Source organism: Rhodococcus sp. DK176 (assembly GCF_038447315.2).
GTDB classification, from domain to species: Bacteria; Actinomycetota; Actinomycetes; order Mycobacteriales; family Mycobacteriaceae; genus Rhodococcus_F; species Rhodococcus_F jostii_A.
In genome coordinates, this window is sequence record NZ_CP118321.2 from 1078018 (window position 1) to 1092302 (window position 14285).

A 14285-nucleotide genomic window follows, 5' to 3' on the forward strand; every position below is an offset into this window, starting at 1 on the left:
GGCATGGACATCGCAGGAGCACTCCAGGTCTCGCTCGCCCAGCTGATCGGCCCGTCCGCGATCTTCTACGCGCTGCTGGCGATCGGCCTCAACCTGCACTTCGGCTACGCCGGACTGCTCAACTTCGGTCAGATCGGTTTCGCCCTCCTCGGCGGCTACGGCGTCGGGATCATGACCGTCACCTACCAGCAGCCGCTGTGGGTCGGCATCCTCGTCGGTCTCGCCGCGGCCGGACTGCTGGCCGTCGTCCTCGGTATCCCGACGCTGCGGTTGCGGGCCGACTATCTCGCCATCGTCACGATCGCCGCATCCGAGATCCTGCGGCTGATCTTCCGCTCCACCGCATCGGATTCCATCACCGGATCCACCAACGGGCTGTTCGGCTTCGCGGACCCGTTCACGACGCTCAGCCCGTTCGACTCGGGTAAGCAGTACAACTTCCTCGGCGTGAAGTTCTACGGCGACGACCTCTGGTCGATGGTCGTGGGGTGGACTCTCGTCCTGGTGCTGTGCGGGTTCGTGTTTCTCCTGACGCACAGCCCGTGGGGCCGTGTCCTCAAGGCCGTCCGCGAGGACGAGGACGCCGCACGCGCCCTCGGCAAGAACGTGTTCGTCTACAAGATGCAGGCGCTGGTCCTCGGCGGCATGATCGGCGGGCTCGGCGGCGTGTTCAACGCACTGCAGACCAAGTCGATCAACCCCGACTTCTACTCCACCGCACAGACGTTCTTCGCGTTCGGCGCCCTCATCCTCGGCGGCGCGGCCACGGTCTTCGGACCGGTGGTCGGCGCGATGCTGTTCTGGTTCCTGCTGGCCATCCCGGACGCCCTGTTGCGACAGGCGATCTCCGGGCCGGAGCCGCTGCTGCCGCTGACGGAACAGCAGGTCGGGGCCATGCGGTTCGTCCTGCTCGGCATCATGATCGCGGTGCTGATGGTCTTCCGGCCACAGGGCATACTGGGCAACAAGCGGGAGGTGCAGCTCAATGCCTGACCACAGACTGCCGGATCATCTGCAGACCGACACCGTGCTCACCGCCGAGGAACGGGCCTCGATCTTCACCGACGTCCCGCACTCCCCCGGCGCACCGAAACCCGACCCGATCCTCGTGGTCGACAACGTGTCCCGGACGTTCGGCGGGCTCAAGGCCGTCGACGTGGCGCATCTGGAGATCCAGCGCGGCTGCATCACCGGACTGATCGGGCCGAACGGCGCAGGCAAGACCACTCTGTTCAACCTGCTCACCGGTTTCGACCGGCCGGACAGCGGTTCGTGGTCGATGGATGGCCAGTCCCTGGGCCGGATGTATCCGCACCAGGTGGCCCGCCGCGGCGTCGTCCGCACGTTCCAGCTCACCAAGGCGCTGTCGAAGCTGACGGTGCTCGACAACGTGCGGCTCGGCGCCACCGGGCAGCGCGGTGAGCGGATCTTCAACACGCTCCTGCCGTGGACGTGGAAGGCGCAGGAACGGGCCGTCACCGAACGAGCCAACGAACTGCTCGCGCGGTTCAAGCTCGACACCAAGTCCGACGATCTCGCCGGCTCGCTGTCCGGTGGTCAGCGCAAGCTGCTCGAGATGGCGCGGGCGCTGATGACCGAGCCGACCGTGGTGATGCTCGACGAGCCGATGGCCGGCGTGAACCCGGCGCTCACCCAGAGCCTGCTCGGCCACATCAAGTCGCTTCGGGACGAGGGCATGACCGTCGTGTTCGTCGAACACGACATGGACGTCATCCGCGACATCAGCGACTGGGTGGTGGTGATGGCGCAGGGCAGTGTGATCGCCGAGTCCACACCGGGACACCTCTCGTCCAACAACGCGGTGGTCGACGCCTACCTGGGCAGCCACCACGATCAGGCGCTCGAGTTCGACGACGAGGGAAATCCGGTGGGCGCGACGGCCGTTCTGGCCGAGGCACTCGAGAACGCCGAGGCCGAAACCCTCGAGACCGGCGGCGACCTCTCCGAACCCGACATCACCGAGCTGAGGCGTGAGAACACATGACCGAACTGACCCCAGCGGAATTCGCGGCCACACCCGAGGAGCACGCCCGGCTCGCCGAGGGTGCCCTCGTCCGCGCGGACGGTGTCGTGGCCGGGTACATCCCCGGCGTCAACATCCTCCGCGAGTGCAATTTCTTCCTGCGCGAGGGTGAGATCGTCGGCATCATCGGTCCCAACGGCGCCGGGAAGTCCACGCTCCTGAAGTCGCTGTTCGGGCTGATACCGGTGCGTGAGGGTTCGGTGACCCTGCGCGGTGAGGACATCACGTCCAAACCCGCCCACGTTCTCGTGCAGAAGGGTGTCGGCTACGTCCCGCAGACGCAGAACGTCTTTCCGTCGCTCACCATCGAGGAGAACCTCGAGATGGGGATGTATCTGCGGCCCAAGCTCTTCGCGGAGAGATTCGCATTCGTCGGCGACCTCTTCCCGCTGCTCGTCGAACGGAAGAAGGTGAAGGCGGGCGCCCTGTCCGGCGGTGAACGGCAGATGGTCGCCATGGGACGGGCACTGATGATGGAACCGTCCGTGCTGCTGCTCGACGAGCCGTCCGCCGGACTGTCCCCGATGTTCCAGGACGAGGTGTTCATCCGCTGCAAGCGGATCAACGCGGCGGGCGTCTCGGTGATCATGGTCGAGCAGAACGCCCGCCGGTGCCTGCAGATCTGCGACCGCGGCTACGTCCTCGACCAGGGCCGCAACGCCTACACCGACTCGGGACCCAACCTGATGCACGACCCGAAGGTGATCGAGCTGTACCTCGGGACCCTCGCGGGAAGTCAGGAGAAGAAGTAGGTCCGGTGGTTCCGGACACGACTGTGGGCCAGGTTTCCCTGGCCCACAGTCCGTTTCAGGTGAGTGCGATCATCCGCCGACGACGATGTATCCGTCCGTCGTCAGCTTGTTGTCGGCACCGAACTTCAGCTTGCCGTACGAACCGATGGACGGCTCGCCTGCGGCGGTGAAGTCGAGCTTGCCGGTGATGCCGTTGTAGTCGACGTCCGTGCCGGCCTGCACGAGCGGCAGGCACTCCTGGTACGACGTGCACGGGGTTCCGCCCTCGGTGACGGCGTTGATGTTCGCGGCGATGTCGCGACCTGCCGTCGACTTCGCGGCTTCCGCGGCGAGCGCGGAAACGACGACGGCGTCGTAGGACTCACCGGCGTAGTTGAAGTCGATCAGCCCCGGGTTGATGCCCTTGAGACGATCCTGGAAGGCCGGACCGACGTCGGTGAGCGGCGTGGTGCCCTGCATGCCGTCGAGCAGCGGTGCGGCCACCGACTCGCCGAGCGCGTTACCCATGTTGCCGTCCACGCCGTAGACCTTCATGCCGTCGGACGGGCCGATGCCGACCTCGTGCATACGGGTGATGATCTTCGCCGACTCCTCGAATCCGACCACCGCGACGGCGTCGGGGGCGAAGTCCTTGACCTGGTCGATCTCGGAGTTGAACGACTGCGCGTTGGGGTCGTAGATGATCTTCTGGATCTGATCCTCGGGGATGCCCGCGTCGACGAGGTTCTTCTGGATGTTGTCGGCGAGCCCGGTTCCGTACGGGTCGTTGAGGGCCAGGATGGACACGCGCTGGCCGCCGTCGTCCGAGATGAGCTGCGACACAGCCTGAGCCTGCAACACGTCGGTGGGCGCGGTGCGGAAGTACTGGCCCTTGTCCGGGTAGCAGACGAACTGGTCGGACGTGTTGGCCGGGGAGAACATCACGACGCCGGCGCTGGACACCTTGTCGATGACCTTCAGCGACACCGAGGACGACGCCGCGCCGATGATCACCTGGGTGCCGGCGGCCAGTTCCCGGTCCACGGTGGTGTTCGCCGTGTCGGTGGTGGTGTCGCCCGAGTCGCCGGGAATCAGCTGGACCGGCTGGCCGAGAACACCACCGGCCGCATTGACGTCGTTGACGCCGAGCTGGGTGCCCGCCACCATCGGCGGTCCGAGGAAGGAGAGGCTTCCCGTGTCGGGAAGCAGAGTGCCGATCTTCAGCGGCGCCGTGGACGGGGCACCCGCTGCCGCCGCCTCTTCGGGCGTGCAGTCGGTGGAAACAGTGGTGGCCGAGGCAGAGCTGTCACTCCCACTCGCGGAGTCGTCGCCACTGTCCGAACTACAACCTGCCAGTGCGAGTGATGCCGCGCCGAGAACCGCGGCCGCCCGCACGAGGGTCCGTTTAGCCATCCAAACTCTCCTTAGATCACCTGAGTGCGGGCGCCACCCGAGTTGGCGTCCGCTGTGGGATCAGACGCTAGCGGTCCGGCGGCGTTCGCGATCCGTCCAGAAAGGCTCGTGACCTTACTGTGATCTGAATACGACGAGTGTTTACGCGGCCGTAGCGTGGCGGGCCTCAGGCGCCGACGAGAAGGCGCACGGAGTCGACGACCACCTGGCGCCGGCGGGCCCGGTCCGCGGGGGCCGACGCGCCGAGTTCCGGTGTCTGCGTGTGCCAGGACATCGCGACGGATCGAACGACGGTGAGCAGTTCCACGGGCTCGAATCGGGTTGGCAGCACACCACTTCTCTGCGCTCGCTCGATGTCGGCGAGCTTGGACCGATTGGACGCGACCACCACCTGGAGTGGGTCACCGTCGGGGCGCTCGAGTTGGTACCAGGTGGCGAGCCGGAGCGTCGCCGGGTTGTCCTCGTACAGGTCGAACGAGCGCCCCGCGTACCCGGGGAGGTCGGCGGCGTCGAACCGCACCTGCTCGGTGAACGCCACCACGTGGGCGGAGAAGACCGCGTCGAAGAGTTGCCCCTTGTCGCCGAAGTACGCGTAGATCATCGACTTGTTCGCCTTGGCGGCCAGGGCGATGCGGTCGACCCGCGCCCCGGCGATGCCGAATTCGGCGAACTCGGCCGCCGCCGCGTCGAGTAGTCGCTTCTTCGTTGCCTCTGCGTCGCGCACCATGTGTCCAGGCTAGCAACCAAATAGTTGGTTGACAGCGTGCTTCGGCAGGTGTTTCATGGATTTCATAAACATCCAACCAGTCAGTTGCAAGCATGCGGAATGGAGTACACCATGGCGAAGACGTGGCTCGTCACCGGAAGCTCACGCGGTTTCGGCAGGGAACTCGCGACAGCAGTCCTGGGCAGCGGCGACAACCTGGTCGCCACCGCCCGGCAGCCCGAACAGCTCACCGACCTGGTCGACACGTACGGCGACCGGGTCCGGGCGGTCGCCCTGGACGTCACCGACGCCGCGGCCGCCCGCGCGGCAGTCGCCACCGCGGTAGGCGAGTTCGGGGGCCTCGACGTGGTGGTGAACAACGCCGGCTACGCCAACAGCGTCCCGATCGAGGAAATGGATGACGAGGATTTCCGGCAGCAGATCGACACCAACTTCTTCGGCGTCGTCAACGTCACCCGGGCCGCACTGCCGATCCTGCGCGAACAGCGCAGGGGCTGCTTCGTGCAGTTCTCCTCCGTCGGAGGCCGTGTCGGTGGCACGCCGGGGCTGAGTGCCTATCAGGCAGCGAAGTTCGCCGTCGAGGGATTCTCCGAAGTCCTGGCGGCGGAGGTGAAACCGTTCGGCGTGACGGTGCTCATCGTGGAACCCGGGGCGTTTCGCACCGACTGGCAGGGTTCGTCGATGAAACGCAGCTCGGTCGGCCCCGACTACGAGGCGACGGTCGGCGCGATGAACCGCTATCGGCAGGACACGGACGGCACTCAGCCCGGCGACCCGGCCCGGGCCGCTCGGATCATCATGGATGTGGTTGCCGCCGAGGACGCCCCGCTGCGTCTGCTGCTCGGGGCCGGCGCCGTCGAGATGACCGAGAAGTCGTCCCGCGAGCGCGCTGCCGAGGCCGTCCAGTGGGCGGACGTCAGCCGATCCGCGGACTTCCCCACCGGCGCCTGACGCCTCCGGCGAAAACGCATCGCCTGTCGCCGATCTCGCGGGTCAGCTGGTGGGAGCTTCCCCACCGAGGGTCTCGAGTACCACCTGCGCGACCGCCTTCATCGTCGACCGGCGGTCCATCGCCGCCCGCTGGATCCACTTGAACGCTTCGGGCTCGGTCAGGGACTGTTTCTCCATCAACACGCCCTTCGCCCGCTCGACGATCTTGCGGGTCTCCAGACGCTCCGACAGATCGGAGATCTCCCGCTCGAGCGCGGTCACTTCCTTGAACCGGCTGGCCGCCAACTCGACCGCAGGAACCAGGTCGGCCGTGGAGAACGGCTTGACGAGGTAGGCCATCGCCCCGGCGTCGCGAGCCCGCTCCACCAGCTCGCGCTGACTGAACGCTGTGAGAATGACCACGGGCGCAATACGTTTCGCCGCGATCTCCGAGGCCGCATCGATGCCGTCACGACGGGGCATCTTCACGTCCATGATCACGAGGTCGGGTTTGAGCTCCACCGCCAGGTCGACGGCGGCCTGCCCGTCACCCGCCTCACCGACCACGTCGTAGCCCTCTTCCCGCAGCATCTCGACCAGATCGAGCCTGATCAGCGCCTCGTCCTCGGCCACCACGACCCGTCGCGGCTGCGACGGCACACCTTGCTGCTGGGGAGCGTTCATGGCCACCATTCTCCTCTGCTCGGACGACCCCGGCGCGGGGAGCGAACGTTAGAAGGGTACCGGTGGTTGACTCCCGACGGCGATCTTCTACAGTGGTACAGCGCAACACGCCCTCGTATCCCAATTGGCAGAGGAAACGGATTCAAAACCCGTCCAGTGTGAGTTCGAGTCTCACCGAGGGCACTGCCAGAATTTCTCGCGATTCGCAGGTCAGATGCATTATCTGACCTGCGATTAGCATCTCGTCCCCCGTCATGGTGTTTCCGTCACCACTGTCCGCCCGCGACCTGCCGGGTGGCGGCGTTGAGCCGGTTCCACAGGTTCACGGTGGCGATCGACAGGACCAGCGACGCGAGCGCCTGCTCGTCGTAGTGCCGGGCGGCCTCGTTCCACACGTCGTCGGGCACCGGGTCCGAACGGTCGCTCAACCGGGTCATCGACTCGGCCAGCGCCAGGGCCGCGCGTTCTGCGTCGCTGAAATACGGAGCCTCCCGCCACGCCGCCACCGCGAAGATCCGCTCGTTGGTCTCGCCCTCCTTCTCCAGTTCACGCGAATGCATGTCCACGCACACGTTGCAGCCGTTGATCTGGCTCGACCGCAGATGCACGAGAGCGTGGGTCACCGGCGGCACGTCCGCCTTCGACGCTGCCTTTCCCAGAGCCAGCAGAGACTTCATGGCGTCGGGAACGATCATCGCGGGGTTGGTCATCCGGGCTTTCATGATTGCCTGCCTCCAAAGGTATTCGGGTGATCTTCTGTCACACCGGGTGATTTTCGTTCTCACTGACATGACGAACCGCGACGGCAGAATGTGACAGATGAACGACGACGAAGTTCTGGCACACCGCTTCGAGGAGAACCGGACGCATCTGTCGGCGGTCGCCTACCGGATGCTCGGCTCGATCAGCGAAGCGGAGGACGCCGTGCAGGAGGGCTGGCTCCGCCTCAGCCGTGCCGAGACCTCGGATGTGGAGAATCTGCCGGGTTGGCTGACGACGGTCGTCGCCCGGGTGTCGTGCTCGACACGCTGACGCCCGCCGAGCGGCTCGCATTCGTGTTGCACGACATGTTCGCCCTGTCCTTCGACGAGATCGCCCCGATCGCCGGACGCACCGCCGCCGCGTCCCGTCAGCTGGCGAGCCGCGCGCGCCGCCGCGTCCAGGGTTCGGGGCCTGTTCCGGATACCGACCTGACCCGGCAGCGCGAGATCGTAGAGGCATTCATGGCCGCCTCGCGGGGCGGCCGGTTCGACGACCTCCTCGCGTTGCTCGACCCGGACATCGTCCTGCGGGCCGACGGCGGCGCGGACGGATCCTCTCTCGTGCGCGGAGCCCGCGCCGTCGGCGAGCAGGCCCTCACCTTCTCGCGCTTCGCTCCTTTCGCCCGGCTCGCCCTGGTGAACGGCGCCGCCGGGGTCGTGACCGCGCCCGAGGGAAAGGCCATGTCGGTCATGGCCTTCGCCGTCGCAGGTGGAAAGATCGCCCGAATCGACATCCTCGCCGACCCGCACCGTCTGCTGCATCTGGGGCTCTTCCGCCGTCGACTGACGACCCCGCAGGTAGCGGCGGTTTTTTGTGCCCGATCCTGGGGATCTGCGCCGTCCTGCCAGTACCATGGTGGGACAGGTACGCCCTCGAGCACGGAGGTCACCCATGGAGCTCGGCACCGTCACTTTCACCTACGACGGGCGGGTAGCCCTTCGATTCCAGCAAGCGCTCTCGCACTCGCCGGAGAAGGTGTGGCGAGTTCTCACCGACCCGCAGTACCTGAAGGCCTGGTTCCCCGCCGACGTCGAGTTCGACCTCACCCCGGGCGCCGAACTCGTCTTCCGCGTGACGCCGGAGCAGGTCCGCCGATTCGGATTGCCCGCAGATCAGACCACCACCGGGACGGTCATCTCGGTGCATCCCGCGCACATCCTCGAGTACCTGTGGGACGCCGAGACCCTGCACTGGGAACTCGTCCCCGACGGCAGTGGAGGCTGCTGGCTGACGCTCACCCACACCGTGGAAGAAGAAGAATCCGCCTACGCCCACGCCGCCGGCTGGCACGCGGGACTCGAGGTGGTCGAAGCGCAACTGGACGGCCGCGAGGTCGACTGGTCCCCGTGGGATCGGGCCGACGAACTCGCCGAGTCCTACCGCAAGACGTCCTGACCACCGGATTCACCGACACGGGAGAAACGCGTATCGCGGACGGCACGACCACACCGGCAGCGACCTTCGTGAAGGAGGTCACCGGCGAGGCGACGCGATGCTGGGGTGTGCACGGCACCGACCTCGGCTGTCCCGCGCGCCTGCCCGACGGGAGAGTCGCGTTCTTCTTCGGCGACACGTTCAGCTCGCACGGCCGGCACGGCCGGCACGGCAGGCGGTGGCGCAGCCCCGTGATGTTGCGCTCCACCACCACCGATCTCCGCGGCGGCATCGAGTTCGACTCCGCGGCCGGCGGCCGGACGGCGGCGGAGATCCTGCCGAACGCGTGCGTGGCCGACGAACTTCACGTATCTCGCCTGGTCGGACGACGGTGGCGAGAACTGGCACCGCTCGCCCGCCCGCTGGGACAACCGTGGCGGGTCGCTCGATCAGCTGTGGACCATGGAGCGGCACGACGGCTACGTCTACGTCGTCTCGAGCGCGTTCGACCGCACCACTCCTGGTGGGATGATCCTCCGGCGGGTCCCGGAATCGTGCATCCTCGAGCCCGCAGCGTACGAAGAATGGGGCTGGGACCGCGGCACGGGGTGGGCGTGGGGGCAGCCCGCGACCCCGAGCCTGCCGGGCCCCGTCGGCGAGATGTGCCTGCGACGGATCGACGGCACCTGGGTCCTCGCGTACTTCGATCCCACCGCGTACGCGATCGTCACACGCACGGCGGAGCGCATCGACGGAGCGTGGTCGGAACCGACCGTGCAGATCGCGGGCGGCGACTGGGGAGCGGCGGACGGCACGTGGGCGCAGATCTACGGCGGATTCATCCACCCGGCGTCCACACTGGACGATCTGCATCTGTTTGTGTCGCAATGGAACACGACGACCGGCGACCCTTATCGCGTCCTGCAGTTCACCACTCGACTGGACGCCGGGTAGCCCGCAGCACGAGTCACCCGACGAGTTCCGACTCCGTCCACCGCCCCTCGCCCTCGAGTTCCACACCGCGGGAATGGAACTGGTTGAGGGTGCTGCGGTGGCCCACACTCACCACGATGCTGTCCGGGAGTTCGGTCCGGAGCAGCGTGTAGAGCGTGTATTCGAGGCCCTCGTCGATGGCCGACGTGGCCTCGTCGAGGAAGATCACCGCGGGCCGTGCGATCAGCACCCGCGCGAACGCGAGACGCTGCTGCTCGCCCGGCGACAGGATCCGCGTCCAGTCGGCGGTCTCGTCGAGCCGATCCCCGAGATTGCCGAGCGACACCTTCGACAGCGCAGCGCGCACGACGTCGTCGGCCGCCGTCGGCTCCTTCGGGTACGCCAGTGCGGTTCGCAGCGAACCGAGCGGCAGGTACGGCCGCTGGGACAGGAAGATGGCCTCCCCCGCGGGCCGCGACACGGTGCCGTCTGCGTACGGCCACAGATCGGCGAGTGTGCGGAGCAGGGTGGTCTTGCCCGAGCCGGAGGGGCCCTTGACCAGTAACGACTGCCCCGGGTTCACGGTCAGGTCGAGGCCCTCGATGAGAGTCTGGCCCGTGGGAATGCGCACGTCCAGCTTCTCGACCTGGAGGTCGTCGCCCGACTTGCCGGTCTTCAGGATCGGAAGTTCGGCGGCGTGCTGGTTGTCGTTGGCCAGCCCGTTGAGTCGGATGAGGGTGGCGCGGAAACTCGCGAAGTCGGCGTACGACTCGCGGAAGAAGGACAGGGAGTCGTGGACCTGCCCGAACGCCTGCGACGTCTGCATCACGTCACCGAGCGACACCTGACCGGTGAACAGTCGCGGACCCTGCACGAGGAACGGGAAGATGACGGCCGTCTGGTTGACCGTGAGGTTCCATCCACTGAACTTCAACGTCCGGAAGACGATCTGCCACATGTTCCGGATGACGTCCGCGAACCGTCCGGCAAGCGTGCGGCGCTCGACGTTCTCGCCGCGGTAGAACGCGATGCTCTCGCCGTACTCCCGCACCCGGATCAGCGCGTAGCGGAAGTTGGCGCCCAGTTTCTCGTTGAGGAAGTTCAGCTTGATGAGGGGCTTGCCGATCCAGAACGCGACCACCGTGGTCACCAGCACGTAGATGTAGACGAGGAAGATCATCGCCCGCGAGATCTCGACGCCGAACACCGTCATCGGGCCGGACAGATCCCACAGGATTCCCGTGAACGACACGATCGACAGCACGGCCGTCACCGCGCCCATCGACAGCGAGCGGGACGTGGTCACGAAGTTGGTGATGTCGGCCTGGACGCGCTGGTCCGGGTTGTCGATCGCGTCGTCCAGGAATCGGTCACGGTAATAGGCGCGGCTGTCGAGCCAGTCGTCGACGAGATGGTGGTTGAGCCACGTCCGCCAGTCGATGTCGAGGGTCTGCCCGATCAGGTACTCGATCAGGGCCCGAACCACGTGGACGGTCGCCAGAATGGCGAAGACGCGGAGGAAGTGCCAGAACGCCGACTCGTCCAGGTTCTGGATCGAATCGTAGAAGTCGTTGTACCAGTAGGAGAACAGCACCGTCATCCGCACCGCGAAGACCGTCGACAGCAGCAGCACCGCCAGGATCGTCAACGGCTTGAGGCTGCGCCGCGGATCGAAGTACGGCGCGGCGAAGCGCCAGAACTGCCTCCCCCATTTGGTGAACCGCGCGAGCAGTATCACTACGACGACGAACGCGACGACAGTCATGACGTAGGCCTTGAGCAGCCACATTGCGCTGTCCCAGACGACGTTGTTCCAGTCCACGACCCATATCCCCGATCACGAGGTGAAACTCACCAGAAAAGATGGCGAAGTCTAACCCCGGACCTCGGTCATCGGCGAGTGATACACGCAGGACACCCGTCGACGCGCACCCACACGTCGCCCGATGTCCCATTTGCGCAGTTTCGACCGCACAAGCGGGACATCGGGCAGGCAGAACGGGCGCCCGTCGACGGGAGTCTACGAGTCCTTCTCGGGCTCAGGCTTTTTCAGGTTTCCCTCGTCGTCGACGTAGTCGTCGAAGGCGGTACCGGACACCGTGCCGTCGGAGCCGGGCAGGACGACCGTCTCGCGGGCGCCCGGTTCGTAGCGGGCGTCGATCTCCTCCACCTTCTTCTTGGCTGCGGCGAGCGCCTCGTCGTCGGGAAGGGGAACTTCGGTCTCGGCCGGCCGGCCGGTGTTCTTCTGCTCGGGTGCGTCTGCGCTCATAGTGCACGTCCGTTCCGTTTCGGAGATTCCAGACCGACCATACGCCGCGACCACCAGTTGAACTACCGTTCAAACCCGTTCGGTGGCAAAGGAATGGCGGGGCCGCTACTTCCGCGGCGGGAAGTGGCGGATCAGGCCCTCCTGGACCACGGTCGCCAGCAACTCGCCTTCCAGGGAGAAGAACCGCCCCGTCGCGAGACCGCGGGACCCCGCCGCGACCGGCGATTCGGTGGCGTAGAGCGTCCAGTCGTCGAACCGGAACGGCCGGTGGAACCAGATGGAATGATTGACGGTGGCCGCGACGATCCGGTCCAGCCCCCACGACAGTCCGTGGGTGGTGATGATGGAATCCAGGACCGTGGTGTCCGACGAGTAGCCCATGACGGCCACGTGAATCAGCGGATCGTCGGGAAGGTCGCCGTCCGATTTCATCCAGACCCGGTTGTGGGTGAGCTTCTCCCCGGTGCCCTTCATGATCCACGACGGGTCGTTCGCGTAACGCATGTCGATCGGCTTGAGGGCGTCGACGAACATCTTCAGTCGATCCTCGTACCCGAGGAAGTGGTCGCCCAGTGGCGGCAGCGTGTCCGGGAACGGCACATCGGGCACCTCGACCGCGTGCTCGAGACCCTTGCCCCAGTCCTGGAACGCCGCCAGCATGACGAACAGTTCCTCACCGTTCTGCAGCGCCGTGACCTGACGGTTCGCGAAGGCCCGTCCGTCACGGTGCCGCTCGACGCGGTATTCGATGGGTTCCTTGACGTCGCCGCCGCGGATGAAGTGAGCGTTGATCGCGTGCACGGCACGCTCGCCGCTCACGGTGCGGCCGGCGGCGACCAGTGCCTGGGAAATCAACTGGCCGCCGAACGTCCGGCTACCCACCTGCGCGGGATGCCGACCTCGGTACGTGTCCTCCCCGGTCTTCTCGAGATCGAGAAGTTCGAGCAGGGTCTGGAGATCGGTCTTCGCCGCGACTTCGCTCACCTAGTGGTCCTCTTCGCCGATTCTGTGGACGTGGATCAGGTTGGTCGAGCCGACGGTGCCGGGCGGCGACCCGGCCACGATGACCACCAGTTCCCCCTTCTGGTACCGGCCCAACCCGAGCAGCGCGTGGTCGACCTGCCGCACCATCGCGTCGGTGCTCTCGACCGGATCGACGATGAACGTCTCGGTACCCCACGTCAGCGACAACTGGCTGCGCACCTCCGGCAGCGGGGTGAACGCCAGCAACGGCAACGGCGTGTGCAGCCGCGCCAACCGGCGCACCGTGTCCCCGGACTGGGTGAACGCGACCAGCGCCTTCGCATCCAGCCGCTCCCCGATGTCGCGGGCCGCATAGGAGATGACACCGCGCTTGGTCCGCGGCACGTGCGTGAGCGGCGGCACCTGAGTGGACTCGTTCTCCACCGCCTCGACGATCCGCGCCATCGTGCGCACCGTCTCCATCACGTACTTGCCCACCGACGTCTCACCCGACAGCATCACCGCGTCCGCACCGTCGAGGACCGCGTTCGCGACGTCGGACGCCTCGGCGCGGGTGGGCCGCGAGTTCTCGATCATCGACTCCAGCATCTGCGTCGCGACGATGACCGGCTTCGCGTTCTCCCGGGCGATCTGGATCGCCCGCTTCTGCACCAGCGGCACCTGCTCGAGCGGCAACTCCACCCCCAGATCACCACGGGCGACCATCACCGCGTCGAACGCCAGCACGATCGCCTCGAGGTTGTCGATCGCCTCCGGCTTCTCGAGCTTCGCGATCACCGGGATCCGGCGACCGACCCGATCCATCACGGCGTGAACCAGTTCCACGTCGGCCGGCGACCGCACGAACGACAGGGCGATGAAGTCGACACCGAGACCGAGCGCGAACTCGAGGTCGGCGATGTCCTTCTCCGACAGCGCCGGGACCGACACGTTCATCCCCGGCAGCGACACACCCTTGTTGTTGCTGACCGGGCCGCCCTCGGTGACCCGGCAGATCACGTCGTTGCCGTCCACCCCGGAGACGACGAGACCGACCTTGCCGTCGTCGACCAGCAGGCGGTCACCGGCCTTGGCGTCCTCGGCGAGCTGCTTGTAGGTGGTCGACACCCGGTCGTGGGTGCCCTCGACCTCGTCGACGGTGATCCGCACTTCCTCACCGTTGGCCCACGTGGTGCGCCCCTCGGCGAACCGGCCGAGCCGGATCTTCGGGCCCTGCAGGTCGGCGAGGACACCGACCGCCTTCCCCGTCGCGTCCGAGGCCGCCCGGACGCGTTTGTAGTTCTCCTCGTGGTCGGCGTGTTCGCCGTGGCTGAAATTCAGCCGCGCCACGTCCATACCGCTTTCGACGAGTTCGCGAATACGGTCACCGGTGGCGGTAGCAGGTCCAAGTGTGCATACGATCTTCGTGCGTCGGTTCACGGCCTCGAGCCTAGT

Annotated in this window: 13 protein-coding genes, 1 tRNA gene and 2 pseudogenes; 8 read left to right on the forward strand and 8 right to left on the reverse strand. The window is 66.6% G+C overall.

The window, feature by feature from the left end:
• The first annotated feature begins 3 nt into the window (after window positions 1-3).
• The 3 genes from PSR88_RS05030 to PSR88_RS05040 are packed head-to-tail and all read left to right on the forward strand — an operon-like array spanning window position 4 to window position 2796.
• Entirely contained in the window at window positions 4-993 is a 990-nt protein-coding gene (locus PSR88_RS05030; RefSeq protein ID WP_009473649.1) for a branched-chain amino acid ABC transporter permease, read from the forward strand.
• Window positions 986-2005 (forward strand): ABC transporter ATP-binding protein, encoded by a 1020-nt coding sequence (locus PSR88_RS05035; protein WP_009473650.1) that lies wholly within the window; start codon window positions 986-988, stop codon window positions 2003-2005. The genes PSR88_RS05030 and PSR88_RS05035 overlap by 8 nt, the downstream gene beginning before the upstream one ends.
• A complete protein-coding gene (locus PSR88_RS05040; protein ID WP_005247455.1) occupies window positions 2002-2796 on the forward strand; it encodes an ABC transporter ATP-binding protein in 795 nt (264 codons plus the stop codon). The genes PSR88_RS05035 and PSR88_RS05040 overlap by 4 nt, the downstream gene beginning before the upstream one ends.
• A gap of 69 nt (window positions 2797-2865) precedes the next feature.
• Here PSR88_RS05040 and PSR88_RS05045 read toward each other — a convergent pair whose 3' ends face one another.
• Both PSR88_RS05045 and PSR88_RS05050 read right to left on the reverse strand, forming a co-directional pair.
• Window positions 2866-4188: an ABC transporter substrate-binding protein gene (locus PSR88_RS05045; RefSeq protein WP_007295814.1), complete on the reverse strand. Its 1323-nt coding sequence runs from the start codon at window positions 4186-4188 to the stop codon at window positions 2866-2868.
• A 166-nt stretch (window positions 4189-4354) separates the two neighbouring features.
• Window positions 4355-4915 carry a TetR family transcriptional regulator gene (locus tag PSR88_RS05050; protein ID WP_009473651.1) on the reverse strand — a complete coding sequence of 187 codons (561 nt, stop codon included), beginning with the start codon at window positions 4913-4915 and terminating at the stop codon, window positions 4355-4357.
• Window positions 4916-5026: 111 nt separating this feature from the next.
• Between PSR88_RS05050 and PSR88_RS05055 the strand changes: the two genes are divergently transcribed.
• The gene (locus tag PSR88_RS05055) at window positions 5027-5866 is read left to right on the forward strand and encodes an oxidoreductase (RefSeq protein WP_016880087.1); all 840 of its coding nucleotides are present in this window, start codon (window positions 5027-5029) and stop codon (window positions 5864-5866) included.
• A gap of 42 nt (window positions 5867-5908) precedes the next feature.
• Here the strand turns inward: PSR88_RS05055 and PSR88_RS05060 are convergent, their stop codons facing one another.
• Window positions 5909-6538, reverse strand: a complete 630-nt coding sequence (locus PSR88_RS05060) for an ANTAR domain-containing response regulator (RefSeq protein WP_005260374.1) — start codon at window positions 6536-6538, stop codon at window positions 5909-5911.
• Between the two features lie 100 nt (window positions 6539-6638).
• On the opposite strand from PSR88_RS05060, the gene PSR88_RS05065 reads away from it, so the two are divergent.
• Window positions 6639-6712: transfer RNA gene (locus PSR88_RS05065), tRNA-Leu, on the forward strand.
• An 83-nt stretch (window positions 6713-6795) separates the two neighbouring features.
• On the opposite strand, the gene PSR88_RS05070 is transcribed toward PSR88_RS05065, so the two are convergent.
• Complete coding sequence (locus PSR88_RS05070; protein WP_016880086.1) at window positions 6796-7251, reverse strand: carboxymuconolactone decarboxylase family protein; 456 nt, start codon at window positions 7249-7251, stop codon at window positions 6796-6798.
• Between the two features lie 97 nt (window positions 7252-7348).
• Between PSR88_RS05070 and PSR88_RS05075 the strand changes: the two are divergent.
• From PSR88_RS05075 to PSR88_RS05085, 3 genes and pseudogenes are all read left to right on the forward strand, one after another.
• Window positions 7349-8061, forward strand: a pseudogene (locus PSR88_RS05075) (sigma factor); the annotation flags it as partial.
• 121 nt (window positions 8062-8182) lie between these two features.
• Complete coding sequence (locus tag PSR88_RS05080) at window positions 8183-8686, forward strand: SRPBCC family protein (protein ID WP_011594172.1); 504 nt, start codon at window positions 8183-8185, stop codon at window positions 8684-8686.
• 68 nt (window positions 8687-8754) lie between these two features.
• A pseudogene (locus PSR88_RS05085) lies at window positions 8755-9619 on the forward strand (DUF4185 domain-containing protein).
• A 13-nt stretch (window positions 9620-9632) separates the two neighbouring features.
• Here PSR88_RS05085 and PSR88_RS05090 read toward each other — a convergent pair.
• The 4 genes from PSR88_RS05090 to pyk all read right to left on the reverse strand — a co-directional run bounded on the left by PSR88_RS05090 (window position 9633) and on the right by pyk (window position 14270).
• The gene (locus tag PSR88_RS05090) at window positions 9633-11420 is read right to left on the reverse strand and encodes an ABC transporter ATP-binding protein/permease (protein ID WP_011594174.1); all 1788 of its coding nucleotides are present in this window, start codon (window positions 11418-11420) and stop codon (window positions 9633-9635) included.
• A 198-nt stretch (window positions 11421-11618) separates the two neighbouring features.
• Window positions 11619-11867, reverse strand: a complete 249-nt coding sequence (locus tag PSR88_RS05095) for a hypothetical protein (RefSeq protein WP_009473659.1) — start codon at window positions 11865-11867, stop codon at window positions 11619-11621.
• A 105-nt stretch (window positions 11868-11972) separates the two neighbouring features.
• Window positions 11973-12851, reverse strand: coding sequence for an acyl-CoA thioesterase (locus PSR88_RS05100; RefSeq protein WP_009473660.1), 879 nt, complete (start codon window positions 12849-12851; stop codon window positions 11973-11975).
• Complete coding sequence (pyk, locus tag PSR88_RS05105; protein ID WP_009473661.1) at window positions 12852-14270, reverse strand: pyruvate kinase; 1419 nt, start codon at window positions 14268-14270, stop codon at window positions 12852-12854.
• Window positions 14271-14285 lie beyond the last annotated feature (15 nt).